This is a genomic window from Pedobacter gandavensis (assembly GCF_032678465.1).
Taxonomy (GTDB): Bacteria; Bacteroidota; Bacteroidia; order Sphingobacteriales; family Sphingobacteriaceae; genus Pedobacter; species Pedobacter gandavensis_B.
Genome location: NZ_JAVTSK010000002.1, coordinates 131,826 through 158,603, shown reverse-complemented (window position 1 = coordinate 158,603; position 26,778 = coordinate 131,826). Strand labels below are relative to the sequence as shown.

22 protein-coding genes are annotated in these 26,778 nt (G+C 37.0%); 4 read left to right on the top strand and 18 right to left on the bottom strand.

Annotated features, from left to right (window positions below):
* Positions 1-23: 23 nt before the first annotated feature.
* The 4 genes from R2Q94_RS03725 to R2Q94_RS03710 all read left to right on the top strand — a co-directional run bounded on the left by R2Q94_RS03725 (position 24) and on the right by R2Q94_RS03710 (position 5,571).
* Positions 24-2,336 (top strand): polysaccharide biosynthesis tyrosine autokinase, encoded by a 2,313-nt coding sequence (locus tag R2Q94_RS03725; RefSeq protein ID WP_316820093.1) that lies wholly within the window; start codon positions 24-26, stop codon positions 2,334-2,336.
* 116 nt (positions 2,337-2,452) lie between these two features.
* Entirely contained in the window at positions 2,453-2,986 is a 534-nt protein-coding gene (locus R2Q94_RS03720) for a UpxY family transcription antiterminator (RefSeq protein ID WP_316820092.1), read from the top strand.
* A 112-nt stretch (positions 2,987-3,098) separates the two neighbouring features.
* Positions 3,099-4,286, top strand: a complete 1,188-nt coding sequence (locus R2Q94_RS03715; RefSeq protein ID WP_316820091.1) for a DegT/DnrJ/EryC1/StrS family aminotransferase — start codon at positions 3,099-3,101, stop codon at positions 4,284-4,286.
* A 19-nt stretch (positions 4,287-4,305) separates the two neighbouring features.
* Complete coding sequence (locus tag R2Q94_RS03710; protein WP_316820090.1) at positions 4,306-5,571, top strand: DegT/DnrJ/EryC1/StrS family aminotransferase; 1,266 nt, start codon at positions 4,306-4,308, stop codon at positions 5,569-5,571.
* A 274-nt stretch (positions 5,572-5,845) separates the two neighbouring features.
* On the opposite strand, the gene R2Q94_RS03705 is transcribed toward R2Q94_RS03710, so the two are convergent.
* From R2Q94_RS03705 to R2Q94_RS03620, 18 genes are all read right to left on the bottom strand, one after another.
* Positions 5,846-6,235 carry a helix-turn-helix domain-containing protein gene (locus R2Q94_RS03705; RefSeq protein WP_316820089.1) on the bottom strand — a complete coding sequence of 130 codons (390 nt, stop codon included), beginning with the start codon at positions 6,233-6,235 and terminating at the stop codon, positions 5,846-5,848.
* A 109-nt stretch (positions 6,236-6,344) separates the two neighbouring features.
* Complete coding sequence (locus tag R2Q94_RS03700; protein ID WP_316820088.1) at positions 6,345-8,297, bottom strand: nucleoside-diphosphate sugar epimerase/dehydratase; 1,953 nt, start codon at positions 8,295-8,297, stop codon at positions 6,345-6,347.
* A 19-nt stretch (positions 8,298-8,316) separates the two neighbouring features.
* On the bottom strand, positions 8,317-9,375 hold the full coding sequence (locus R2Q94_RS03695; protein ID WP_316820087.1) for a GNAT family N-acetyltransferase: 1,059 nt from the start codon (positions 9,373-9,375) through the stop codon (positions 8,317-8,319).
* Between the two features lie 39 nt (positions 9,376-9,414).
* Complete coding sequence (locus R2Q94_RS03690; protein ID WP_316820086.1) at positions 9,415-9,912, bottom strand: GNAT family N-acetyltransferase; 498 nt, start codon at positions 9,910-9,912, stop codon at positions 9,415-9,417.
* Positions 9,913-9,923: 11 nt separating this feature from the next.
* The gene (locus tag R2Q94_RS03685; protein ID WP_316820085.1) at positions 9,924-10,727 is read right to left on the bottom strand and encodes a phytanoyl-CoA dioxygenase family protein; all 804 of its coding nucleotides are present in this window, start codon (positions 10,725-10,727) and stop codon (positions 9,924-9,926) included.
* A gap of 54 nt (positions 10,728-10,781) precedes the next feature.
* Positions 10,782-11,819 (bottom strand): GNAT family N-acetyltransferase, encoded by a 1,038-nt coding sequence (locus R2Q94_RS03680; protein ID WP_316820084.1) that lies wholly within the window; start codon positions 11,817-11,819, stop codon positions 10,782-10,784.
* A 40-nt stretch (positions 11,820-11,859) separates the two neighbouring features.
* Positions 11,860-13,008, bottom strand: a complete 1,149-nt coding sequence (locus R2Q94_RS03675; protein ID WP_316820083.1) for a glycosyltransferase family 4 protein — start codon at positions 13,006-13,008, stop codon at positions 11,860-11,862.
* 309 nt (positions 13,009-13,317) lie between these two features.
* Entirely contained in the window at positions 13,318-14,622 is a 1,305-nt protein-coding gene (locus R2Q94_RS03670; RefSeq protein WP_316820082.1) for a pectate lyase, read from the bottom strand.
* 338 nt (positions 14,623-14,960) lie between these two features.
* Positions 14,961-16,082 (bottom strand): NAD-dependent epimerase, encoded by a 1,122-nt coding sequence (locus R2Q94_RS03665; RefSeq protein ID WP_316820081.1) that lies wholly within the window; start codon positions 16,080-16,082, stop codon positions 14,961-14,963.
* 79 nt (positions 16,083-16,161) lie between these two features.
* Complete coding sequence (gene asnB / locus R2Q94_RS03660; RefSeq protein ID WP_316820080.1) at positions 16,162-18,006, bottom strand: asparagine synthase (glutamine-hydrolyzing); 1,845 nt, start codon at positions 18,004-18,006, stop codon at positions 16,162-16,164.
* Positions 18,007-18,050: 44 nt separating this feature from the next.
* Positions 18,051-19,157 (bottom strand): glycosyltransferase, encoded by a 1,107-nt coding sequence (locus R2Q94_RS03655; RefSeq protein WP_316820079.1) that lies wholly within the window; start codon positions 19,155-19,157, stop codon positions 18,051-18,053.
* A gap of 45 nt (positions 19,158-19,202) precedes the next feature.
* Positions 19,203-20,105, bottom strand: a complete 903-nt coding sequence (locus R2Q94_RS03650; RefSeq protein ID WP_316820078.1) for a hypothetical protein — start codon at positions 20,103-20,105, stop codon at positions 19,203-19,205.
* Positions 20,106-20,131: 26 nt separating this feature from the next.
* A complete protein-coding gene (locus R2Q94_RS03645) occupies positions 20,132-21,247 on the bottom strand; it encodes a glycosyltransferase family 4 protein (RefSeq protein ID WP_316820077.1) in 1,116 nt (371 codons plus the stop codon).
* Positions 21,248-21,314: 67 nt separating this feature from the next.
* Positions 21,315-22,616 carry a hypothetical protein gene (locus R2Q94_RS03640; RefSeq protein WP_316820076.1) on the bottom strand — a complete coding sequence of 434 codons (1,302 nt, stop codon included), beginning with the start codon at positions 22,614-22,616 and terminating at the stop codon, positions 21,315-21,317.
* A gap of 25 nt (positions 22,617-22,641) precedes the next feature.
* A complete protein-coding gene (locus R2Q94_RS03635; protein ID WP_316820075.1) occupies positions 22,642-23,238 on the bottom strand; it encodes a sugar transferase in 597 nt (198 codons plus the stop codon).
* A gap of 23 nt (positions 23,239-23,261) precedes the next feature.
* On the bottom strand, positions 23,262-24,359 hold the full coding sequence (locus R2Q94_RS03630) for a glycosyltransferase (protein WP_316820074.1): 1,098 nt from the start codon (positions 24,357-24,359) through the stop codon (positions 23,262-23,264).
* 34 nt (positions 24,360-24,393) lie between these two features.
* Positions 24,394-25,263 carry a glycosyltransferase family 2 protein gene (locus R2Q94_RS03625; protein WP_316820073.1) on the bottom strand — a complete coding sequence of 290 codons (870 nt, stop codon included), beginning with the start codon at positions 25,261-25,263 and terminating at the stop codon, positions 24,394-24,396.
* Between the two features lie 64 nt (positions 25,264-25,327).
* Positions 25,328-26,776, bottom strand: a complete 1,449-nt coding sequence (locus tag R2Q94_RS03620) for a lipopolysaccharide biosynthesis protein (protein ID WP_316820072.1) — start codon at positions 26,774-26,776, stop codon at positions 25,328-25,330.
* Positions 26,777-26,778 lie beyond the last annotated feature (2 nt).

The window sequence follows — 26,778 nt, the reverse complement described above, 5'->3', positions numbered from 1 at the left end:
TGTTCAATTTTAATTGTAAAATCATGAACTCAAATGTTTATCAACAGGCGCCCTCTACGCTCGAAAACCTAAGAGAAAATATACAGAAGTATTTAAAATACTGGTATGTTTTTATCCTGACCTTTATATTATGTCTTGGAGTTGCTTTTCTCTATTTGCAAACCCTAAACCCAAGGTATAAAGTGAGTAGTACTCTCATGGTTCAGGACGATAGAAAAGGAGAAGGAGAAGTTAAAGAAAGCGCATTCAGTGACTTAAACATGTTTCGTAATGATCGTAAGGCGGACAATGAAATGGAAGTCCTGCGCTCGAGGGACCTGATTTATAAAACCTTAAAAGCACTCTCTCTGGAAACTTCCTACTTTAATAAAGGGACACTAAAAGATGTAGAATTATATGGGAAAAATCTGCCTGTAAAAGTAAAGCTTCTTGGCGTAAATGCTACCGGATACCTAAAAGCCCCGGAAGTTAGTCCCTACAATGATCATCAGTATATGTTAACTGATAAAGATCAAAAATGGATATTGCCTTATGATAGTGTAGTGCAAAAACCTGGCTATAAAATAGTGGTCAGCAAAGGGCCTGCCATTCAAAACAATAGCAAACCAGTTTTACTGAAATTCAAGAACTTACAACGCATGGCTGAATCCTATAGTTTAACAGGCTTAGTGGTTCTTCCAATTGTAAAAGATGCCAATACGATTACGCTCAGTATTACGGACAACATCCCCCAAAGAGGTCTGGATATTCTGACAGTACTCATCAGAAAATACAATGAAGAGGATGTAATTCGCAAAAATCTGATTGCCGTAAATACGATCAAATTTATTGACAAAAGATTAGATGCATTGTCACAGGATTTAACAGGTGTAGAACATGATGTCGAAAATTTCAAACAAGACAACTCAGTCACCGATGTCAATTCAGATGCCTTGATGAATGTAACCAAATCTGGAGAATACGGGCAAATGTTATCTAATACAAACGCTCAACTCGGCGTGCTTTCTTCTTTGGAAAAATACCTTCAAAATAATAATTTAAACATGGTGCCCAGCGCCTTAAACATCAATAATGCTACCCTAACTGATCTAACCGCCAAGTATAATGCGACTCAGCAGGAAAGGGCTAAAATGCTACGAACTTCTGAAGAAGGCAATCCTTTGGTACAAAACCTGACTGCCCAATTGGTGAGTTTAAAATCAAACATTCAGGAGAACGTACAGAACATTAAAAAAGCCTTGCAAATTGAAAGAAATAACCAACAGGCCATGAGCTCAAGGTTTAATTCGAAGGTACGATCAGTACCAGCAGTGGAACGAGGATTATTGGAACGAACCCGGGAGCAAAGTGTAAAATCTGGATTGTACAGGTATTTGCTACAAAAAAGAGAAGAAACAACACTTTCCTTATCTGCAACAGTCCCAACCTCTCAGATCATTGATAAACCTGCATACAATAGTGTCCCAGTAGCCCCTAAAAAGCAACTGATTTATCTTTGTGCCAGTTTTGCAGGCCTGTTGATCCCTGGTGCTGTCATTTATGGCAGATCTATATTAAATAATAAAGTAAGGGATGTAAAAGACATACAACTGTTAACCGGCGTACCTGTCTTGGGTGTATTAAACCATGTGGATAAAAATGAAGTATCCGTGATAGACCACAATAACCGATCAACCATTACAGAATTGTTCAGGTACATACGGAGTAACCTCAACTTCATGAACAATGGCAGACCCGATCAGGTGATGTTGATTACCTCCTGTATGAAATCTGAAGGAAAAACTTTTTTCTCGATCAATCTGGGACTCACATTAGCCTCAGTGAACAAAAAAGTGGTCTTATTGGAGTTCGATATGCGCGAACCTCAGTTACTTCAAAAACTGCATTTAGATTCAAAAATCGGCATTACAGATTACTTACTGAATCCTAAAATTACGATAGACGACCTTCTGTCCAATTCAAGAAAATACCATGACTTAATTGTGGTGGATTGCGGTCCGATTACCACCAGTCCTTCTGAGCTGATGATGCATCCAAAAATCGGAAAGTTGGTAGAAGAATTGAAAAGTAGATTTGATTATGTAATCATTGATACCGCTCCTGTTGGGCAGGTGGCTGATGCCTTCAGTCTATCTGCATATACAGACCTCAGCATTTACCTGATCCGTTACAATTACACTGACAAACTACAACTGAACATATTAAAAGATATTTTGTACTACAAAAAACTGACTAACCCTATGGTCGTTTTCAATGATGCAAAAGTAGAGAACAGTAATACCTATGGATATGGCGGCTTTGGATATGGTTATGGTTTTGAAGTCTCCAAAAATTAGTAAATAATCAACCCTAAATTATTCTTCCAGTACCCTGATCATGTAAGTGATGTAGCGAAGCTCTGCCCTTTTTTCAGCGTCAACACTAATTCTTGTTCAATCTAAAAATTCTCAATATGGAAAATCAATTCGGCTCCAGATGTAATTGGAGCAGACACTGGCTGGTAGTCTATACTCGCCCAAGATGGGAGAAAAAAGTAGACAAATTATTGAAATTACAGGACATCAAATCCTATTGCCCCCTTCGAAGGGTCACCAATCAATGGGCCGACAGAAAGAAAGTTGTGGATTTACCCCTTTTTAGCGGATACGTGTTTGTGTGGGTGAATGAGCGGGAAGAATATAAAGTTCGACAAACACTTGGGGTATTAAACTTCATTTACTACATGGGAAAACCTGCTGTCATCAGAGATTGTGTAATTGAAAAAATTGAAGAGCTGATCAGCAAAGAAATAGCATGTGAGATCATTGATGTACAACAGATCAATCTGGGTGATCGAATCCGGATTAAACACGGGATCTTTTATAACCAGGAAGGAACTGTCATAAAAGTTCAGGGCAAGCATGTTTTAATGTTGTTGGACCATTTAAATTGCGCTATAGTGAGTGCCATCCCCATCAGCGATGTGATGCTGAATACTGCCATATAATCCACTGCTAATCCCCCTATTTCTTCTTTCAGAATAAGATTGACAGCCATTCATGTCCCACATGAATGGCCAATGCTATATGCAATAAATTTTCACCATTAAAATTAAGCAAATGATTCCTGTAACCAAACCTTTTCTTCCAAAGGAAGATGAATTTAAAGAATACCTCGACAGCATTTGGGAACGTCAATGGCTGACTAACAATGGTCCTTTACTAAATGACCTGGAACTAAGACTGAAGCAATATCTGAATGTAAATCACCTGCTATACGTTTGTAATGGCACCTTTGCCTTACAGCTGGCCATCAGAGCATTAGAACTTAGCGGAGAAATCATCACTACACCATTTACTTATGTAGCCACCACAAGCAGTATTGTATGGGAAGGCTGTAAACCAGTGTATGTAGATATTGATCACGAAACCTTTAATATAGATCCCAGCAAGATAGAGGCTGCAATTACGCCAAGAACCTCAGCCATTCTGGCGACACATGTTTATGGAAACCCATGTGATATTGATGCCATCCAGACCATAGCAGATAAACACGGCTTAAAAGTAATTTATGATGCCGCACATTGTTTTGGAACGATGTATAAAAACAGGTCCGTATTTGATTACGGAGATATCAGCACAACCAGTTTCCATGCCACAAAATTATTCCATACTATAGAAGGCGGAGCTGTATTTACACGTGATCCTGATCTCCTAAAGAAAATGCAGTACATCCGAAATTTTGGTCACAGTACTCCAGATACTTTCGCCGGATTAGGGGTGAATGGTAAGAATTGTGAATTCCATGCCGCAATGGGCTTGTGTAACTTAAAATACGTAGATGAAATCCTGAAAAGGAGAAAACTCTTATCACTTCATTATTTCCAACGGTTAGAAAAGGTGCATGCCAGCTTTCCAAAATTAAATAAAGACAAGGATTACAACTACGCCTATTTCCCCATCCTATTTGAAACAGAAGAACTCAGACAACGGTGTACTGAAAAACTGGAGCTCTCCAAAGTGTACTGCAGGAGGTATTTCTCTCCATCACTATCCACCCTACCCTATGTAGATCCTGTATCCATGCCTGTTTGTGAAGATATCGCGAATAGAATCGTTTGCTTACCACTCTACCATACCTTGACACTTCCTGACCTCGACATGATTTGTCGTGTCATTTTAAGAACTCAAAATTATTCGGAGGAGACTGCTACTGCTACAGATAATTTTGGTGTACTCATCACCGATAAAATCGCAACAGAAATTAATGATCTAAACTCCATTACCAAGCCTAATACACCGATGTAACCAACTTAAACCAACAATCATGAATATTCCATTTTCTCCCCCGTTTATCGATCAAAATGTAATTAATGAAGTAGTAGACACCCTTAAATCCGGTTGGATTACCTCCGGACCGAAAGTAATAGAACTGGAGAGGGAAGTGATGCGCTTAACAAGATCTAAAGCCGCCGTCTGCATTAACTCATGGACATCAGGTGCAATCATGATGCTCAAGTGGTTTGGGATACAGGAAGGTGACGAGGTCATTGTTCCTGCCTATTCTTATTGCGCAACAGCCCTTGCTGTATTACATTGTGGTGCAACCCCCATAATGGTCGATATTTCCGATGACTTAACCATCGATCCACAATGTATAAAAAAGGCAATTACTTATAGAACAAAGGCAATTATTGCAGTCGACATTGCAGGTTTGCCCTGCGATTACAATGTAATCAAAACTTTAATCAGAAGTTCCAGGATCAGGTCCTTATTTGTTCCCAGATCTGAAGAGCAACGAAAACTAGGCAGAATCCTTTTGATCTCAGATGCTGCACATTCTATCGGTTCTTCTTACATGGGGCACTCCTCAGCTTTAAGCAGTGACGTTACCATCTTTTCTTTTCATGCCGTAAAAAATGTAACCACTGCTGAAGGAGGCTGTGCCTGCTTGAACTTACCTGGTAATTTTAACCACGATGAAGAGTACCGCTTTCTAAAAATATTCTCCTTAAATGGTCAAAATAAGGATGCTTATGCCAAATCAAAAGGTGCAAACTGGAAGTATGATATATTGTACAAGGGTTTAAAAATTAATATGCCTGATATCTGCGCTGCAATAGGTTTAGCTCAAATCAAACAATATAAGCGCTCACTGTTACCAGAACGCAAAAAAATCGCAGAAAAATACTGTAATGTACTGAGTAATTATGAATGGTTTATCCCACCAACATTAAAGGATTTATCAAGAGAATCTTCATATCATATTTTTCCAATGCGCATCAAACATATCACTGAAGCACAAAGAGACCATATTATTGAAGATATTGTAGCCTTCGGAGTCATCGTAAATGTTCATTTCATCCCGATGCCCATGCTAAGTTATTTCAAAAAAACTGGGTATAATATGGTGAATTACCCGAATAGCTATAAGCAATATGCCTGTGAAATCTCTTTACCTATTTACCCTACACTATCTGATGCAGATACCGATTACATTATCGATGCAGTAATTAAGGCGGTACAATCACAAATGCTGGAAAGCAAACACAAAGAATTAGCAATGGTCAAATCGTCCTATTTGCCTGGATAACGGTACTGTTTTCCTGTCTTGTTAAAAAAAGGTGCCCTCAGAAAATTGAGGGCACCTTTTTTTTTGATTTTTTTGCCTGAGCTCTCCCTACTTTTGTATACCTTTTAAAATCAGAAAAGATTTCTCCTGGTTTTCGGAAAAATGGCCGTATAGGATGTCCTTCAACCGAAGGATTGGCCCAGTTGAAAGAAAATAGACATAAAAAAAGGCGCCCTGTTTTTGGACACCTTTTCAGCTTTTTGCTGAGGCAATTTTGCAGAAAGAATTTGGACAATTACAGGTCAGATTCTATGTCCGTATATTGGTTGGGAGACTTCTGGCTAAGAAGCTCATTATACTTCTCGAGTAAGTGGATGTATTTATTCATCCAATAATTTACGGCGGTGGAGTAGTTTGCTGTGGAATTATCCTGAATATTTGAAAAGTCCCGCTTCTTTTCTCTGGCTTCATCTTGTAAGCGAGCAAAATCGTCTGGAAATTCCTTAGAAAAATCATGATTCATGACGTTTCCAATTTTACAAATAATGTCAAAACTTAAAGATTCCTGATCAAACCAATTATAAATGGTTCTTCTACTAACGTGTAATTTCCTAGAAAGTTCAGTGATCCCCATATGATCCTTTCTGACAACATGTTCAATTACTTGACCTACATTTAAATTCATAGCAAAATGGTTTATAATGAGTACTAGAATCAGAGGGATGAGATCTATATAAATATAACAAAGAAATGACAATAATACAAGAGGAAAAACGCAGTTTTTGAAAAAAACATTAGCCTACGATGTATTGATCTATGTTCTCGTATTTTGAGTTTTTACTTTTAAAATCTGGTATTATTTCTTTCATTTTCTTAACCATAGCAAAATCATTATTGGAATTATTGAGCAACAATAGCTCTTCGATGACATTTTGCACATAAAAGATACTATGATTTATGATTTTCGATATTTTAATTTTAGGATGGTAGGTAGAAATGGTCTGTTCTTCTACCAGCAAAAGTTCTTCATATAATTTCTCACCTGGCCTTAGACCTGTAAATATGATTTTAATGTCTTTATCAGGAATCAGGCCTGCTAATTTGATCATGCTAATGGCTAAATCTACAATCTTAACCGGCTCTCCCATATCAAAAATAAAGATCTCACCTCCGTTACCCATTGCCGCAGCCTCTAATACCAATTGAACAGACTCGGGAATGGTCATAAAATATCTTGTGATTTCGGGATGAGTCACCGCAACCGGGCCTCCCCGCTCTATCTGAGCTTTAAACCTTGGAATCACCGAACCATTTGAGCCTAATACATTGCCAAACCTGGTGGTGATGAATTTAGTCCGATGAACAGGTTGCTGGATCAGCTCCTCATTATTTGCAGTTGATAGCTTGAGGTTAGCCTCATTATTCAAACATTGAATGTACATTTCTGCTAGTCGTTTGGAAGCACCCATGATATTTGTAGGCCTTACTGCTTTATCTGTGGATATCATAACGAACTTCTCTACTTCATATTCTATGGCCAGGTCTGCAATATTTTTTGTACCCAACACATTAGTTAAAACAGCCTCAGAAGGATTACTCTCCATCATTGGAACATGTTTATACGCAGCGGCGTGAAAAATAATCTGGGGCTGATACTCCTCAAAAATTGCTTTCATTCTTGACCTGTTCTGAATATTTGCCATCACAATATGGGTTCTAGCCCCTATGAAATCATCTTGAATCTCCAATTGCAAATCATGCAATGGTGTTTCTGCCTGATCGCACAACACAACGAATTCAGGGTTAAATCCAACAATCTGACGCACAATTTCTGATCCAATAGAACCCGCTGCGCCGGTAATGAGAATACGTTTCCCCTCCATTTCTCTTAAAATATTGTTTTTGGTCAATACGATGGGTTCTCTATGTAGTAAATCTTCTATTTTCAAATCTTTAATCTGATTTGCCCTAAGTTTACCATATAGCCATTTTTCGGATTGTGGTACGGTAACTACTTTTATACCCAATTCAATACATTTATCAATAGTTACCTTTTTACCATTGACATTTAAGTCATCACCAACAAAAAGAACTTTTTGGATATTAAACTTATGTTGTAACGCCGCAATTGATTTAGAGTGATATACATTTTTTTGTTCGATATGCTTATTGAGTTTATCCGGATTATCGTCAACAAAAGCAAACACATTCAGGTTATTCTTATCTCCAGCTTCCAAAGCCTTTTTGACAAGAATAGAGTCCCTTCCCGAGCCATAAATCAAAATATTCTCCTTTTTATCCCCGGGTTCCATCGTTTTGACATAAAAAAACAAGCTTTTCACTGCGATTCGTAGCATAATCAGCATCGATGAAGACACAAAGAAATTCATGGTTAGAATTTCGGGAAACCATTTGGAGGAGATCCTAAAATGTGGAATAAAAAAAACCTTGCTCACAAAGGTAAAAATTGCACTTGTTGCCAATACCGCCATGAATATCCGGATGATGTCCTGGGTGTTTGAATACCTGATAATCCCGGTATGTATGCGCATCAATACAAATACTCCAACTGAAATTACACTATATAACAGTGTATAGACCAAGAAATTTGAATAGATCAACTGGATATATTCAAATTTATGGAGGAGTAGAAAAGACATAAACAAAGTCCAGGAGACGATGATTTGATCTATTAACAAAATCAACCAACGTGAATACGTTTTGTCTCGAAAAAGTAGCATTTTCATAAGATGAAGATTTAGGTGATCAATTGAAAAAACAGCCCATGGATAACCCATTAAGCAATGCACGATAAAGCGGGAAGAAATCAATATTGATGGCATTATCAATTTTCCGTTTATTTACCAGGGAGTGGTAAACAAGACTATTGGCTACATATCGCCAACTTTTATATTCTAAATACAAGTCTGAAAACCCTGCTTTCCAATTAAACAAGGTATCCATTTTAAAGCCGACTCCTCCTCCTAAATGAAGGTATTTCATTCCTTCATTTCGTCCTATTAAAGTAATTTCGTCTACTAAAAATTTAGCCGGAGAATTTATTAGATGAGCTTTCTTGGTTCCAACTAAATGTCCCTGAATAATGCCCTGAGTAAAAGTAACAATCATACCACATACGACTTCCTCCTTCATACTGACCAGGATTAATCTACAATCAAAATCCTCATTACCCACCAGATTAAGAAAGTACTCCCTACTAAAAAAGTAACCTTCTGAAGCCTCTATCCGTTCCATATTGTCCGTATATATTTCATAAAACTGGTCAATATCTTCCCGATTATTACTGGTTCTAATGGTATAACCTAATTTCCAGGCCCTTTGGATACTTTTTAATGTATTTCTCCTGTACTTTTTCCGTTGATGCTCAATCGAAGTACTGAGGTCAATTGCTACTGTTTTTCCATTTTCATGGACACCTCCAGATTTTTCAAACAAGAGATGCTGGTTAAAAAGCGGATGAAGTCTTGAAAAGACGGATACATTCTGTTCAATATGGAGAAATTCTAAAAATGAAAACATAAAATCATCTTTGAACGTGTCATCTATATCCTGAAATTTCCGGTTAGAAATCGGTCCGGAATAACCATAAACAGAGCTTAGATCACAGAATGAAGTTTGAGAAATTGTTCTTTTTAGTAAGGGAAAGGCAATATAATTCTGATCGTCTTCATATACAAAAAGGAAAGGATCGCCACTTTGGTCTAGAGAATGATAGAGCCAGGTATGATAAAAATCATATTCTGCAGCTGCATTAACATAGGCTGTCCATTCCCTCCTTTCCAGTAGAGTGATTAATTTGATCATAATCGTAGGAAATTAAATATCAATAGAAAAATCGAAGCCTTAGTTGATCGGCTTAAAGTTCTGTTTTGTCAACAGCATTTTTATTTGATTCTCATGCTTTCCTACTGGTACAAAGCCCAGTTTATGATAAATTGAAAGCCCTGCAGCATTGTCTTCATGTGCGAACAGAAATACGCTTTCCAGATTCATCTCTGAAAATGCACGTTCAAGAATCAATTGAGTTGCAGCCTTTCCTATTCCCTTTCCCCAAAAATCACGCTCTCCGATGAACATATGAAACTCAGCCTGACCCTCATTTAGATCAATCAGCTGTACATTTCCAATGTACTGACCGCTATCATTCAAACAGATGGCAAACCGCTTATCGTTTGCCTTTTCTAATTTAAGCCGGAGCCAATCTGTTTCCTTTTCCATGGTAATACCAGGATTTCCTGGTTTGAACTCTGTAAAAACCCAAACTTTTGGATCATTACGCCATTGATAAGAGATCTTCGCATCTTCTACGTTCAATGGCCTCAGATAGATAGGACTATTCATATTTTGCGTTATTAACCCTGACCTGGTTGATACATTCTTAGATGTGGTGGTTGGTAGAACTCCTGCAGATTGGCCGAGATCCTGGCATTGTAGCCAATCACCTGTCTTAAATGATCATTTAAATTCGTACCAAATTCGTAACCTAAAAATCTAGGAAAATCGAACTGTGGTTTGAAAAATGGCCTGGTGAAGGTCATTGTCAATGCTCTTCTTGGCTCATCCGTGGTGTTCACTCCTACTGCATGCCAGATATTCGAATCAAATAAGATAATGCTTCCTTTTTTTGCCACTGCCCTATCCGCCTGTTCATAAAAAAATATGTCATAAGGTTTAACATCTTTTTTATGAGACCCTGAAAGAAAGTAAGTTGCACCATTATCAAGTGTATAATCATCTAGTAAAACAATCATTTGAATGGCTATTTTAAAGTCCCCGGTAAAGCTTCTGATGTCTCTATGTATATGATGAACATAAGCTTTTAGGTTTTTAAAATTAAGCACTCCACTTATCCCATTTACGATATAGTTGCCATCCAGAAAGTGTCTCATTTCTTTATCACAATACATCTTTGATAAGAAAGGCAAACTGAAATTATCCTTTTCCAGCAAATGGTGTAAAGTTCCTTCCATATTTGTCTCAATTCCATTCTGAACCTGAATTTCCCTTCTTAATAAATAAGCTGGTTCAAGATCATCAACTATTTTCTGGATCATATCATCATCTACAGCATCTTCATAGATGACCCAACCATACTGATCGATTGCATTCTCAAAGTCACTTAAAGTGGCTTCAGAATAAAAAAATTTGTTTTTCAAAGCACAAAGATTTAGAGGTTATACTTCAGTTAATTATCAAATTTTATTGAACTTTTATTCAAGGGCCGAGGCCGGAACCCGGTAGAGTGGGAAATAATTTAGATTAGCGGATTCGTTTCTTTTCTCGACCAGATCGTTATACACGAGCGAATCAGACACAAACCTCCAGGTGCTATCTTCCATGAGTAGTGCAGAAAAGGAAGATTTAAACTTAAACAGGGAATCTTCTTTACCTCCAAGTCCACCACCAAGATGAAAGTATCGCTTTCCAAGTTGTCGGCCAATCAGACTAATCTCATCAGTGAGCAACTTACTTGGGGAATGACTGACATAAGCATTGGCAGTTGCAGATAAATGATTTCGGATCATATTTCCAGAGCACATAATGACTGCTCCACAAATCATTTCATCTTCGAGATAGATCACAATTAATTTGCATTCATTCCCTCTATGACTCAGGAGTTGCAAAAAGTAATTTTCGTCATAAAAATAACGCTGCCCCGCACCAAGTCTCAACATATTATCGGTATACATTGCCGTAAATAAGCGAATTTCTGTTTCAGAATTGGCTTCCTTGATACGATATGGCATTTTTCTCATTTGTCGGATTTGGCGACCCAGTCTTTTTTCATACCCGGCTCTTTGCTCTTCGATTGAAATAGACAAATCCATATAAATAGTTTTCCCATTATCCCAGATTCCCCCAATTTTTTCGATCAGTATTTTCTGGTCAATAAAGGGATTCAGTCTGGAGAAAACACTGATAAATCCATGGGTTTTCATAAAACTTAAAAAAGCATCTTTAAAATTCTCCAGCAACTGATCGTGGATCTCTGAAAATTTTAAATTAGAAATTGGTCCGGCATAACCATACACTGAAGTAAGGTCAAACAAACCGGAATTGTTGATTTCCCTTTTTAACAATGGAAGTGCAATAAAAACATTACTCTCCTCATACACAAAAAGCAGTGGTTCTCCATTCTTTTCCAAAGAATGATAATGCCAGGTATGGTAAAAATCATAATTTACAGCAGTATGAACCCATTCATCCCAGTCTGCCGACTGTTCGATATTGATCAAGTGGTATTTCATAGCGAATGTTACTTTAATACAGCAATTTATTTATCTCTTGCTAACCAACTTTCATAATTTTCAACATTTCGGCATTAACCAGATTCACATCAAACTTCTTTTTTGCAAAGTCCCTTCCGTTAATCCCATACAAGATGATGTCTTTCGTATTGTTAATATAGTACTCCATTTTTGCGACAAGAGCGGTCACATTTTTCACTGGAACTAAAAAACCATTACGACCAGAGGAGTAATTATAGATCGTCTCCCTGCATCCTACAGAATCACAAGTGATTACTGCTCTACCCATCGCCATTCCTTCCAGCAAACATCTGGGAACTCCTTCCCCATAATAGGATGGGAGCACCACAATAGAAGCATTTTTAATATAAGGCCTCACATCATCTACCCTGCCTATATATTCTAGTGTATCGTCAAATAAAATTTTGGAAAACAACTCGACTGCTATAGAATCGATATTATTATCAAAAGAACCAATCAGCTTAAACTTAATTTCAGGATACTTGCTGCGAACCGTTTTAGCCGCTTCATAATACTCTCTTATCCCTTTGGCATTGATCAATCTGGAGATCATTAAAAAACTAATATTTAAGGTATCCGGTTCTGAATAATCATAATGGCTTAAATCTACACCAGAGCCGTTCACCACAAAAGCTTGTTGTTTTTGGTTAATAATGCCGGTGTGTAGCAGTTTATGGTAATCATCTTTATTCTGAAAAATGATTTTGATTCCCTGGTTTCCCCTTAAACTCAATTTTAGTAACAACTTGGTAACTGCAGTAACCAAGCGGTTCCTGCCTCCATCCTCCGTAAAATTATAACCTAATCCGGTGAGCATAGGTGTAATGCATTTTATCTTACAATACTTTGCAACCATAGTGCCATAAATAACTGGTTTAAAGGTGTATGGAAAAAACACATCTGGTTTAGTTTTTTCAATCAAACGATACAGCTGCATGATATATTTTAGATCAGAAAAAATTGAGACATTGCTTCCGTTCAAATCATTTTCATAAATGGATACATTCAAGCTTTCCAACTTATCTCTAACCTGTTGTCTTGAAATTTTCGGAGTAAAAACACTTACGTTATTATCCTTGACTAACTCTTCTATAAGTTTGCCACGGAACTCCAGCAAAGTGTGGGATGAATCACAGGCGATTAATACATTTTTTCTTTTGTTGTCCATAATACACAGTGTTTTAATATCATCTGAATCGATTATATAATATGAATTATGATACCCAATTGAATTTGGTGTAGTCATGATTCCTGACAAGACACATTTAAAAGAATTCCTAAGGTTGGAACCTGAAAAAAGAAGAGATCTGAAATACCTGGCAGGCGCCAGTAAATTTACGCTACAAAAAAGGGGATGATTAAAAACCATTCAGGCTACCTCTGATATAGAGGTAGCTCGAATGGTGAATTCCAGGAAATACACGACCAATCAATTGAAACATAGGTCTACTGATTTCCAGAATAATATGATTGATGCTTACAATGTAGCACCTGCACCTTTGGTTAACACAGCTGGTACATCTGCTGCTGCTGTAAGTACTGATCTATATTCGTAAGTAGGTACCCAGCTTGAAGGTGCTGAAGTAATTTTGTTACTACCTGAGCTTTCAAATATGTTGGTACTTAAGCCACTGATCACACCTGCAACCGGACTGATCTCAGTTCTGATTGGTAAAGAAGAACCTTTGAAATAATTGTTTTCAACTCTTACCGTTGCTCCCATTAGTGAACCTACATAACCTGCGTTCAACATATAGTTATTGAACACGTGTACATTTCCGTATCTAACATCCGGTGTACGTTCTGAAATATTAGTAAACAAATTATGGTGTACAGTCACTTTAAGATGGTTCGCATCATCTGGTCTAGTATAGCTAAAACCGATCAGCATTGCCTTGTGGTTGTCATGCAGTTTGTTCCATGATAAAGTCACATAGTCTGCACCTGTTCCAACGTCCAATAATCCATCATAGTAATCCCAGTCACTTACACGCTCTGATCCAAGGTCACAATGATCAACCCAAACGTGGTGAGAGCCTTCCTTGATGATAATGTTTGAATAGGTACGCACCTTACTGATGGTCATATTTCTGATGATCACATTGTTCTTGTTGTAGATCAAAAGTCCTGCACCGATTAATTTTGACCCACTTAGTCCTAAAATCGTTTTATTAGATTCAACCTGCAATAATCCTGTACCTGTAATTGTTCCAGAAACCTGGATGATCAAGGGTGATTTAGAACTTAGCGCACTTTTAAATGCGTCTAAAGTCGTTACGGTTACAGTTTGACCGCCCGCACCACCAGTTGTTTTACCGTTTACCGAGGCATAACCAATTGGTTCATCTCCAGTTACCGGGGCAACAGGTTTATCAGTTGTTGGCGGAGTGGTTACAGGTGGGGTTACACTTTGTCCATTTACTGTATAGGTATATTTTTTACCGTTAGTTTTAGGATTCGAGTTATCAGATGCTGATAAATAAAGGAAATTTGATTTATGGCTAAAACGGCCATTTCCTTTAGTTCTGATGTCATCATGTGCAGAGTGACCTGGCCCAATTTCTACACCATTTTCAAAAACTCTTACTGTTGAAACAGTTGGTTTTTCATTTGAATCGCTGATCAATTTAGAATCCATTGGAATTCTTACCGCAAAACCACCATCTGAAGTGGCGCCTGATACATTGACCTGCATTACTCCCCCTGTTCCGCTCACTGCTTGTGAGTCCAATACGCCAGGGATTTCATTAGTGATGGAGCCATCTTGGTTTTGGGGCACCATTCCTTCTTTTTTACATTGACTAAATGTTAAAATTGTCGATAACAATAAACTTAGTACACACACTTTTTTAAATTTTTCTTTCAATCTTTCCATTAAAACACTCTAATTTTTTTAAATACCCCTTTTAAACGGGGAGGTTGTAAAAAAATTGTATCTCAAAAGTTACAAAGGAAAACTGAATTGAGAGGTGTTTAAACTGAGAATATTGCGCTTGGAGGCAGTAAACAAAGACTATAGAGCTGTAAAACAGAGTGTAAAGTGATTACACAGGTGCTTCACATTTATTTTTAGTGACATTTAAATGACACAATAAGACCTGTTTTTGGTTAAATTATAGCTTAAATTTTGGTTGCATATACTGGAATTTGATTTGTCGGTCTAATTCTTGCACGCTTTTTCACCTCCTTATCACAATGGTAGAACATTTTATACCAGGCCACAAATTGAGCAACTCCTTCCTTTACAGAGGTTTTAGGCTTGTATTCTAACTCTTTCACCAAAGCCGAAATATCTGCCCAGGTAGCCGAAACGTCCCCTGATTGCATTGGTAAATACTCTTTTATGGCAGGTATACCAATATTTTCCTCTATTTCTTTAACAAAATCCAGGAGTGTTACCGGTGCACCCCTACCAATATTAAACAAACGGAAAGGTACCTTTGAACTTGCCGGATCTGGCTGTGCAGAGTCCCAATTTAGATTAGCCTCAGCAGGCGAATCAATTAAGCGTAGAATTCCTTCCACAATATCATCAATATAGGTGAAATCCCTACTCATATTTCCATGATTGAAAATTTCAATTGGTTTCCTTTCCATGATGGCTTTAGTAAATATAAATAAGGCCATATCCGGCCTGCCCCATGGACCATAAACCGTAAAAAATCGCAAGGCAGTAGTAGGTAGATTAAAAAGATGACTGTATGCGTGGGCCATGAGTTCATTACACTTTTTAGAAGCAGCATATAAGGATACCGGATGGTCTACATTATGATGAACAGAAAAAGGCATTTTTGTATTTAAACCATAAACACTGGAAGAACTGGCATACAGTAGGTGTTTAACTTTCGCATATCTGCAGCATTCCAAAATATTGAGGAATCCACTGATATTCGACTCCACATAAGCCTCAGGGTTTGTTAAACTATATCGTACACCCGCTTGGGCCGCTAAATTACATACTGCGTCAAAATGGTGCTGGTTAAAAATCTCCATCATTCCATCTTTATCATTAAGATCCATTTTTACAAATACGTAGTTACTATACTTTGTACTCAGCATAGGCCGATCATAAACAATCTGTTCACGGGAAATGCCACACTCTTCAAGACGGGCATATTTTAAATTCACGTCGTAATAATCATTTATGACATCTATACCGACAACTTCATCTCCTCTTTCCAATAAACGTTTTGCTAAATGAAAGCCAATAAATCCGGCTGTACCAGTTACTAAAATTTTCATAGTGTTTATTTTAAATGTTTAAATATGGTTTTGTATCAATTGATAATTTCTGGCAGGAACAGATAGACTTGAGAATACCCTATTTGCGATAGCAGCCCTTAAACCAAACCTCAAGTCCGAAAATGCAAAAGAGAATCTTTGCTCTTCTTTCATCCGAGATTTTAACTTTTGAATCGATTAAATCCTCGATAAAACTTTTATTAATAATTTTAGCGTACAAGGGATCTGGGGCAAGCAAATAATCATTTATAATACTTTTTAATTCTCCATTCACCCAGGATTTTAGGGGAATTTCAAAGCCACGTTTTGGTTGATTGATCAGCTCTGAAGGCAAATACCTGAGGGCCAAGTTCCTTAGAATGGGCTTGGTGGTCAGGTTGTTTACTTTATAATGGTCTTGTAAACCTGGAGCAAACTCTAAAATTTCTTTCGATAAAAACGGACTTCTTCCTTCCAGGGAATGTGCCATCGTTGCGATGTCCATTTTGGGAAGTAGCCTGCTAAATAACATGGACTGAAAATCAGTTAATATAATCTTTTTTAACGCAGATATCGGCAATTGATTCACCATGCAGAGGTCTGCCGTCATCTCTTTCATTAATGGCTTGCGTAGAAACTGGTTTTCAAAACCTACAAACAAATCACAGGATGCGGAATTATAAACCTTAAGAATATCATGGTAACCCGCCAATTTCAATAACCGGTAAAAGTAATTGTAACTGCTTTGCTTTTCATTAGCAATGGGCAAAATACTGGTTAACATTTTGGCAGCAGTAGTGCTCAGCTTACCCGAATTGAAAAAATCAAAATGCTTAAAGGGTACATAACGTCGGTAACCTCCGAATAATTCGTCTGCTCCATCTCCGTTGAGCACCACAGTAATGTGTTTCTTTGCTTCCTTTGCAACATAGTAACTTGGAATCGCAGAATTGTCACAATTAGGCTCTCCATGATTACTTAGAATCTTTTCAATATCTTTCTGTAAATCCGAGAAGGTGATATCTACTACGGTATGATTTGTAGCATATTTTTCAGCTACTTTTTTCGCCAGATGTGATTCATCATAACTACCTTCGACTTTAACTGTAAAGGTTTTTAGGTTTGCTGTATGTCCGGCTGCTATAGCGCAGACCAACCCACTGTCAATTCCTCCACTCAAAAAGGCACCTACATCCAGATCCGAGCTATCTATTCTTCTTTTTACTGCAAGTTGAAGGTGATGATCTAATCTTTCAATGGAATCGGAATAGCTTAATTTGTTTTCAGTTTGATAAAAAGTAGCAATATCAAACCATTTCACCTTTTTACTGAGGTTAGAATGGGTATCAATTTCCATGTAACATCCATTTTCAAGCTCAGATACTTGCTGATAAGGTGTTGACTTCCTGTAATGATATCCCAGATATAAGTAATCTGCAATTGAAGCATAATCTATTTCAGGACGTACCACTTTCGAAAGGATATTCAATTCAGAAGAAAACACACACTGTACCCCCTTCACAAATACATACAAGGGTTTCTTTCCTGCACGGTCTCTAGCCAGGTACAACTTCTTTTTCACAGAATCATATAAAGCAAAGGCAAACATGCCATCAAATTCCTCTAACATCTTCATTCCAATTACTTCATATAGCATCAAAATGGTCTTGGTATCAGAGTTTGAAGTATCCAGCAAACCATATTTCTTTCTGATTTCCATATGATTATATATCTCCCCATTAAAAACAATGCTAAGCCCCTGATATTTCATCGGCTGCTGCCCTTGCTCAGTTAAATCCTGTATAGCAAGCCGGGTATGGTATAATTCTAGGTTATCATGTTGGAGATGACGTTGTTCATCAGGCCCACGATGAAACAGATCGCGATAGATGTGATCATCATGCTCTCTGGAATTGAAATTTAAAGTCCCAAATATTCCGCACATATGGTTGATTTTTAAGCGATGAATGGAGTGTAGCAAATACTGATTTAGTGTGATAATGATCCTGATAAAGAAGCTTTCCTCTTTACAGCGAGCTGGTCAATTAATGATTTCCAATCCTGGAAAACCTTTTCTTCTGAAAAGTACATTTGAATATGTTTTCGTCCATTTTTTCCAAGAGCCTCCCGCTTTGCGACAGACATTTTCATCATCTCCGTCATTTTTTCGGCTAGCTCCTTTTCGTCACCTTGTTTAAATAGAAAGCCACAGTCGATGTTTTCAAGCAGCTCTTCGATACCATCTACCGCAGAAGCGATAACAGGTTTATGAAATGCCATCGCTTCCAGCAATGCATTAGGCATCCCTTCTAAAAAAGAAGAGAGCACAAAACCATCTGCTTCCTTCAGATAAATACTGGTATCAGTTTTTAAACCTAATAACCTGACACGATTAGCTATCCCCAATTGATTGATGACCTCCGCTGGCCATTCCTGCTGAAACAGGTTTCCCAAAATATCTACCCTGAAATTTTTTTCTTTAATTAATGCGATCGCTTTAAATAAGGTCTGATAATCCTTTTCTGGAACAAAATGAGCCATGGAAATCCAAACAAATGGTTGTTTTTCTAATGTCAACTTTTTGGTTAAAGATAGCTCTGGAAGCGTGATGGCATTATTTAACACCAAGCCTGCTTTTTTTACCAGCTTATTTTTCTCAAAATTAGATTTAGATTTATGAGAGTTATAGACGATGACATCATCCCAATCTGCAGTTAATTTAAATAGACTGTACCATTTATTAGCAATCACAGGTGTCCGGATAGAGGATATCAATTGAAACTTAAACCACATTTTCAGAAAACGAGCAAAAATGATAGAGATAAACATAAACGCAATCACTACATCAGGCTTAAATGCGCTTACTGTTCTACAGAGGTTAATGCAATTCGAGACAGGTTTTGTGAACCATGTATTGAGAAATACCACTTCTAACCCTTCCGATTTGAAATCAATATTAAAATCATTAATGGGCTTTAAAGAAACAATACACACTTTATAATCCTTGCTATTTAAAAATCTGGCAATCTTAATCAATTGTGTCTCTGCCCCACCTTTTAACAGGCCGGTTGTTATAAATAATACATTCTGTACCATAATATCTGATGATTAAGGAATAAAGCTTTCTATGCCTCGTATATTTTAATGGAAGGATGGTGATCTTTTATAGAAAATTTTCTTTAACAACCGGTGTACGGGGGTAATCGGAGAATGTCTTCTTCTTTTTCCATCCACCACTATAAAATCTTTACCAAAACTAATATTGTGCATACCTTGTAAATAAGGGGCTTCTGGAAACAGCTCAAAATCCTCCTCAGATTTGAAATCATCCGTTGTCAGCTTCTCAATCCTGTTGATCATAATTGAGCCCCCATACCTAAGTTCAAGATTTTGTGTTGGTCTATATAACACCTCATCCACGATAAAGAGTTTACCTGCCCCTCTGCAATTTTTTAAGCTCACTGGGATTGGATTCATTGAATGTGGAATGAATTCCCCATCCAAATCATCCGAATAATAGATGTACAAAGCATTCAAAGCTCCATCAATATTGGTAAAGAGCCAGTATTTCCCTTGATATCTGATCATGGAACTATCTACATAACGTGCTCCGGAGAGCAATATCCTTTTCTTAATCAATACGCTGGAATGCTCATGGTGCAGCTGATATAAACTCACCTCCCCTGCATCAGCAGTTTCAGGAACACAATAAAAACTATCTTTTTCCTGGAAAATATATGGATAGGAAAAATGTATATCGGCCGGAAAAAACCCGGTAACTTCTTGTTTTGTATTGAAATCAAAATTACTGATCTGAGAAATCTTACCTTTAATTTTCCAAAAATTAAGTTCTTCATAATAGACATACAGATTTGAATCAATGTCTACTACAAAAGGATCTGCTGAATAATCTGCATGGTCCTCTTTAAGCCACATCACTTTTCTATTGAAACCTTTTTTGAGCACCAGGTCTTCTGCAGATTGTCTTAACACTCCAATATTCCACTTATCGGCACCAAAATATCTATCGATTACTTTATTCATACGTTTAAGCTAATAGAGGTGTATACTTAGGATAAACTAGTGATAGGCATGTTGTAAAGCTGACTATGTCTTTTTTCAGAGGCTCCAATATGGTATTTTAGCCTAAATGCATTTTTAGCATTCTCCCTGATCTTAGACTTATCCTGAAAAAAAATGGCCTCCCTTAATGCTTGATAATAACTATCTACACTATCATCCGTACTTAAGAACCCAGTATCCTGGTGATTAATCATATTTTTAATTCCACCAACCTGAGTGCATATAGAGATACAGCCAACTGAGAAAGCTTCAATTAAAGAAATGGGCATCCCTTCATAAAAGCTTGACAGGCAAAAAAAATCTGCAATATTCAGGTAATCTGCAATATTGTCCTTCCCCCCTAAAAATTCGATAAACTGGTCTTTCTTTGTTAATTCTTGAAGGTTTTGATACAAGGCTTCATCACGGACTTCTCCTATAATTAACAATTTACATTTCTGCTCCTCCTTGTGATTGAATTTTTGTACTGCTTCAATGAGTAATTGTTGATTTTTTACTTTAACAATTCGACCAACATGAATTAAAAGAAAGGCATCTTGATTTCCTTTATATTTCCTGACCAGATTTGGGTACTCTTTTGTTAAAGCTAAAAATGGCCTGCCATTTTCTATTACCACATCATTGTCTAAACCATAATATCTACGGAAAGATTCACTCCCATCTTTGGAAACAACTATTGGAGTAACCAACTTCCTTTTATAAAGACTTTTCCGTAATGATTTCATCATAAAACCTGGACATTCAGCCTCTGCAGTAGAATGAATGGTATGAAAAAACTTAGTCTCTGTTTTCTTGAACAGGTAGAGCATCAAATACTCCAAAGAGTTTAAATGGGAATGAACGATCTGAATTTTTTGTACTAACAACCAGTTGGTCAATTCTACAAGTACTTGTAAACTGAATCCTGGGGATTTATAAAACGATAAATAATTTACCTTTTCACTAATTTCATTGACAAAGGTAGTTTCCGGATTATTGTAACAAAGTGAGATTAAATGCACTTCATTATACGGCTTTTCAGCGAATTCGTTACATAGATCTACTACGAAACGTTCGGCACCCCCTCTGCCCAAATCACCAACAATATGTGCTATTTTATTCATGAGTAAACGTTATTTACAATTTTTCAGCTATCCCGATCAGAATATAATGAATGGGCTCTTAGATCAATTAACGATATCCCAACCTATGATTTCCTAAATTGTTGCCATTTTCATATTCAAAACCATTGTTTTCAACGTCAATATTCTCCAGGGTCAGCTCGATATGCTCCTGAGCTTTAGGATATTTTTGAATTTTAGCCAAATGGAGTATACTGAGGTAGAGAAACAAGGTGGGCCCATCTGCACTGATCAACCAACCATTATGAGAAAATGCATTGATGGAAACGCCTAAAAAAGAAAAGCACAATCCTATGAGTAATGCATTATCCTTATCCCTGATCTTAAACAATACCCCAAAGAATATTTTGCCCACCCTAAAATAAAGGAATATCAACAAGCCAAGTCCAAGAAACGGTCCGAGATAAGTAAAGAACATCAGGTAAGCATTATGGGAAGTCAAGCCCGGACTGAAGGTTGTACTTCTATAAGTAACATCGCCCCAGTTTTTCCCATAAAAGATTAAGCCAAAAGGGTAATCTGCATATATCTTGAGGTTCTCTTCAGAAAGTCCAACCCGGTTATATTCATTTGCATTTTTCCCTTCATTCTTAGCCAGAATGTTATTTTTAGCATCGAAATTCTCCTTGATAATAAAAGCGTAAGCTACAAAACCAATTAATACTGCTGCAACTATGATAAAAATAGACTTGTATCGATAATAGAAAACCACAAACAAAAAAGAGGAACTTAAAAAGGTAACAAATACTGAGCGGTTCATCCCGAGATAGATGAAAGTAATACATACGATCAAACCGATAATTTTTAGCAAAATATTCAATCGAAATACATGCGTAAAAACAAAAAGGAAAGACACCAATGCCGCTAGCTGATATCCATAGTTAAACTGGGTCAGCGCCAGGCCGGCTGGGGTCTGAATAATGGTATCATTGAGCAATATTCCCCTCACTTGATCTATTCTGGCAGGAAAAAAATGATTCAATACCATAATAACAGCAGAGAATAACAATAACACATAAAATATCCCTACAGAAAGATTGAGTCTACGCCTGTCGTACCCCACGAAATAATTAAAATAAAACAGGCAACATGAAATTACAATCAGGCTTGAAAAAAAAGATAGGCGATCAGACATGCCAATAAAATCATAAAGAAAAAGGGCAAAGAAGAAAAAAATCGCTTCTTTCCAGTATAAAAACGAGAATTTCTGCGTTTTAAAAAGAACAATCAATGGCAAACAAAATACCAGTGGTGCTGGAATTCTGAAGATTTGAGTCATGAAAATCCCGAAAGACAAGGTGTATAAATATCCTGTCATTAATCCTGTGATCATAATTTTTTTAAATAGCATATCCTTATGATTTTGTGATCGTCGATTACCTGATCATTATCTTTTTCAAGGTGAGGAATATAATAGTAAGGTCAACCCAGATGTCATGTTTGTTAATGTATTTCAGATTTTGCATGATTTTAGATGGAATCACCTCATTGATATAGAAATTTTCCGGATCATCTGACCTGGCCAGCAACTCATTTTCATCTGAATAAGCAATCGAGGCCCAATCCGTAATTCCGGGCTTTACTGAAAGTACCATTTCCTGCTGGGCATTATACAGCGCAACATATTTATGTACCTCTGGTCTTGGTCCAACAAAACTCATATCTCCTTTAAGGACGTTAACCAATTGAGGTAATTCATCTATTTTATATTTCCTCAACCAGTAACCAATCCTAGTGATTCGTTTGTCATGATCTCCAACCGTTAGTAAGCCTGCTTTATCCGAATTAACGTACATCGTCCTGAATTTCAACAATTCAAAGTTAACCCTATTTCTACCTACGCGTGTTTGTCTGTAAAAAACACTTCCTCTGGAGTCTACCATAATAAATATGGCGATGAAAAGAAATGGAATAAGAAGAATTAGCATGCCTATTATAGAAACAATAACATCAAATGCTCTTTTAACGTACATAATATGTCCATTTAGGGAAAACACTAGCTCAATATTAACTCCTGCCATTTTGAAGTGATCAATTCCTGGGAGTTTGTTTGATTGATCATTTTTCCACTTTTCGATAACTTTCTCTGAAATTCTGAGTCATTTAAAACCTCCAACATAGATTCTGCAAGCATACCTATATTTCTATCTTCTACCAGAATTCCATTCTTACCAGTTTCAATAATTTCAGCAGGGCCAAACTCACAATCCATAGCGATGCTAGGGCATCCCATGCTCATCGCCTCAATCAAGGCATTTGGATAACCTTCATTTCTTGAAGGAAGTACGAACAATTCTGCTTGCTGGTAATAATCCTGGAGATTTTCCCTAGCACCAATAAGTCGCACAGAATTTGACAAACCAAGGTTTTTAATCTTTTCCATTAAAAGTTCCCGTTCATTTCCGTCTCCTGCGATGATAAGATCCACTTCAGGAATATTTATTTTACTATAAGCGTCGATTAATTGATCAAAACCTTTTTCATAAGACAGCCGTCCCACCCCAAGAATAAATTTCTTATAATGAACTTGCTCCAGGCCAACTGGCTGAAATACATTCACATAATTTTTGATGAGATAGAAATTGTTCAGTTTTTGAAATGATTTGTTTTTCTTTAAACAACCTTCAATTGCTTTTGCGGGTACCACTATCGCTTTAGATTTACGATACACTTGGAAATAAATCCACTTTAGAAAAGAATTAAACTTATGAATGGTATTGTCAGGTGTAGTTCGTTCTGAAACAATAAAAGGGGTTCTTGTCAGGCTACAAGTTAAACCTGCCCAGAGGTTAGCGGAGGTCATAAAGGAAATTACAGTAGTCGGTTTTTCTTTAATCAAAAGAGACAGCAGTTTAAAGAAGGTAACCATTGCAAACCAGATTCGGTAAGGCAAACTATCCTTTTCAGCTCTATTCGTCAGGTATATAAGCCTCATGCCGTCGTCTATAGCATAAACTGGCTCTTTATAATTTAAACAGATCATAGTCACATTGAAGCCCTCTCTATAAAAATAATTAGCGAGATTGGTGACCACACGTTCTGCACCACCAGATGTTAAGGAATTAATTACAAAAAAAAGTTTGAGCTTTCTCATATTCAATCAATTTTAAACCTTAAGGTCATGTTTCTTAATAAAGCAGGAGATATTTGATGGTACTTATGGCGTTGTTTAATTGCAAATGTCTAATGTCATGTCGGAGATAATTTTTGGAATAAACTTTTAACAGTTTCCATTTCAGGGCTGTCGGATATTTGAAATTCTTAATAATTACATTAAAATCACTGAGCATTCTCCCCCTAATAATCTGTGGATCAACCATGCTCCAGACACCACCTACATGTTTTCTATAGCAACTCATCACTTCCGGCATCACATATATCTTCTTACCGGTAACGGCCGTTGCATATAATTTCAGGAATTTATCAGGGGCATGACATTTAAGATACCAATCCTGAGTCCCCATATGGGTAACATCCAGGCTGGTTCTGTAGATCAGTGTAGCTGTAAAAGTTTCGTCCTTGTTTCCTTGCAATATATCCTCATAACCAAACTCCAGACTCACAGGATTAGGATGTACATACAACGTGTCCCCTTCCTGATTAATAATTTTTGAATAATGGCAGCAGATGATATAGTCAGGATTGTTTTCCAGAAAATCAATCTGCTTCTGAAGTTTATAAGGATCAGTCCAGAAATCATCGCCTTCACACATAGCCATATACTTTCCTTTAGCCTGTTTTACAATCCTATTGAAATTATCCTTTAATCCAACATTGTGCTCTGAGGTTAACATTTTAATAATTTCAGGATATTTTTCCTGATACGAAGCCACAATTTTTCTGGTACCATCTGTCGAGCAATCTTCACCAACCAATACTTCAAATTTGAAATTTGTTTTTTGCATGATAAAGCCTTCCAGAGCTTGAGCGATGTATTGCTCGTGATTGTAGGTGAGACAACTCACACTAACCATAATTTCATGATCATTTGCTTCCATTTCGTATAATTGATTCTTTGATTTTGTATTTTGAAGAAGAAAAGCCGCGAAGATCCTTCGCTCCTTATTGATATAACCTTTTCAGCACAAGCTGTTTAAAATCAACAACCGCTGACAATCTAAAGAGATAACTTACTGAAAAATAACCGATAAAGTAAGTGAAGCCCAATGTTATAATTCTGAAAAAATCATTAAAATTGGCGCTCAACAAGATTTTATCTAAGAAATAGCAACTGCCCCCCACTAAAACTGAGATGAAAAATGTGGGTATTATATCCCCTATTTGTCTCCAAAAACTGTAGTTAATAAATCTTACGGTATAAATAGAATTGATATAAAGACCCAAAAAACTATAAACCAACTGAAAATATAGCAATCCATAAATCCCCAAAGGAAAAACACAGAGGATCCCAATCACACACAGTACTTTTTTTATCATCTCCAACCTCAAAAATAAATGTGTCTGCCCTTTAACTTTTAAAATATTTAAGTTGTAAGCATGGATGGGATAAGTAATTCCAGCGACACATAGAATTTGAAAATATGGAACGGCAGGGAGCCATTTATCGGTTAACACGAGTCGAAACAAAGGTTCTGCGACTACACAAAGTGCGATTAATGTGGGTGCCATCCAGAAAAGTACTTGCAACATCACCTTCCTGTACACAAGTACCAGCTGCTCATTGTTATGAGAGATATTTACAAACATTGGAAAGGTGACTTTATTAACTGCTGATGATATAATACCAATCGGTAACTGGCTAATTGAATCAGCCCTCGAATAGAAACCCAGTTGTGCAGGAGCGTAAAATTTACCAATAATAATCGTATAAATATTCTGGTAAAATTTATCGATCAGGCTCGACAAAGTGAGTTTATAACCATAGTTAAAATGACTTTTAAAACTATCCCGATCAAACAGCAAAACTGGCCGCCAGCTGGAATTATACCAATGTAATACCGTTGAAATAAATGAGGTAACCAGGCTCATCCACACTAAACTCCATGCCCCATAACCCATTTTTGCTAAAATAACACCAACTATACCACCTGCAATCACTGATGGAATCTGAATCATCGTCATTGTTTTAAATTTCATATCCTTCACCAAAAGCGTCTGTTGAATTCCAAAAAAAGCATTAATAATTAAGGATATGCCATAAACCCGAACTACATTCGTAAGCACTGGTTGTTCATAGAACCTGGAGATAAAAGGAGCAGCTAAAAACAAAAAGCCATAAATCAAGATACTCCCAAAGATGTTAAAATAAAAGACGGTAGAACAGTCTTTTTGACTGATGTCTGTGGTTCTGATTAAAGATGAGGTTAATCCCCCATCCAATAATGAATTCCCAATTGCTATAAAAACAGACAACATTGCAATTAAACCAAATTCTGCGGGAGACAGAATCCTCGCCAGAATAATCGTAATAAGAAAGCTGATGAATTTTGAGCTTAATTCCTGACCAACCGACCAAAACACCCCATAAATTGTTTTTCCCTGTAAATCCATCA

What these genes read in the sequence shown, in the direction of transcription:
- R2Q94_RS03715 (WP_316820091.1), top strand. Translation starts at nt 3,099, where the DNA reads ATGATTCCTGTAACCAAACCTTTTCTTCCAAAGGAAGATGAATTTAAA.
- R2Q94_RS03725 (WP_316820093.1), top strand. Translation starts at nt 24, where the DNA reads ATGAACTCAAATGTTTATCAACAGGCGCCCTCTACGCTCGAAAACCTA.
- R2Q94_RS03635 (WP_316820075.1), bottom strand. Translation starts at nt 23,238, where the DNA reads ATGTACGTTAAAAGAGCATTTGATGTTATTGTTTCTATAATAGGCATG.
- R2Q94_RS03705 (WP_316820089.1), bottom strand. Translation starts at nt 6,235, where the DNA reads ATGAATTTAAATGTAGGTCAAGTAATTGAACATGTTGTCAGAAAGGAT.
- R2Q94_RS03625 (WP_316820073.1), bottom strand. Translation starts at nt 25,263, where the DNA reads ATGGAAGCAAATGATCATGAAATTATGGTTAGTGTGAGTTGTCTCACC.
- R2Q94_RS03620 (WP_316820072.1), bottom strand. Translation starts at nt 26,776, where the DNA reads ATGGATTTACAGGGAAAAACAATTTATGGGGTGTTTTGGTCGGTTGGT.
- R2Q94_RS03695 (WP_316820087.1), bottom strand. Translation starts at nt 9,375, where the DNA reads ATGATCAAATTAATCACTCTACTGGAAAGGAGGGAATGGACAGCCTAT.
- R2Q94_RS03670 (WP_316820082.1), bottom strand. Translation starts at nt 14,622, where the DNA reads ATGGTGCCCCAAAACCAAGATGGCTCCATCACTAATGAAATCCCTGGC.
- R2Q94_RS03690 (WP_316820086.1), bottom strand. Translation starts at nt 9,912, where the DNA reads ATGAATAGTCCTATCTATCTGAGGCCATTGAACGTAGAAGATGCGAAG.
- R2Q94_RS03680 (WP_316820084.1), bottom strand. Translation starts at nt 11,819, where the DNA reads ATGAAATACCACTTGATCAATATCGAACAGTCGGCAGACTGGGATGAA.
- R2Q94_RS03630 (WP_316820074.1), bottom strand. Translation starts at nt 24,359, where the DNA reads ATGAGAAAGCTCAAACTTTTTTTTGTAATTAATTCCTTAACATCTGGT.
- R2Q94_RS03710 (WP_316820090.1), top strand. Translation starts at nt 4,306, where the DNA reads ATGAATATTCCATTTTCTCCCCCGTTTATCGATCAAAATGTAATTAAT.
- R2Q94_RS03645 (WP_316820077.1), bottom strand. Translation starts at nt 21,247, where the DNA reads ATGAATAAAATAGCACATATTGTTGGTGATTTGGGCAGAGGGGGTGCC.
- R2Q94_RS03665 (WP_316820081.1), bottom strand. Translation starts at nt 16,082, where the DNA reads ATGAAAATTTTAGTAACTGGTACAGCCGGATTTATTGGCTTTCATTTA.
- asnB (WP_316820080.1), bottom strand. Translation starts at nt 18,006, where the DNA reads ATGTGCGGAATATTTGGGACTTTAAATTTCAATTCCAGAGAGCATGAT.
- R2Q94_RS03675 (WP_316820083.1), bottom strand. Translation starts at nt 13,008, where the DNA reads ATGGACAACAAAAGAAAAAATGTATTAATCGCCTGTGATTCATCCCAC.
- R2Q94_RS03640 (WP_316820076.1), bottom strand. Translation starts at nt 22,616, where the DNA reads ATGCTATTTAAAAAAATTATGATCACAGGATTAATGACAGGATATTTA.
- R2Q94_RS03720 (WP_316820092.1), top strand. Translation starts at nt 2,453, where the DNA reads ATGGAAAATCAATTCGGCTCCAGATGTAATTGGAGCAGACACTGGCTG.
- R2Q94_RS03700 (WP_316820088.1), bottom strand. Translation starts at nt 8,297, where the DNA reads ATGAAAATGCTACTTTTTCGAGACAAAACGTATTCACGTTGGTTGATT.
- R2Q94_RS03655 (WP_316820079.1), bottom strand. Translation starts at nt 19,157, where the DNA reads ATGGTACAGAATGTATTATTTATAACAACCGGCCTGTTAAAAGGTGGG.
- R2Q94_RS03650 (WP_316820078.1), bottom strand. Translation starts at nt 20,105, where the DNA reads ATGAATAAAGTAATCGATAGATATTTTGGTGCCGATAAGTGGAATATT.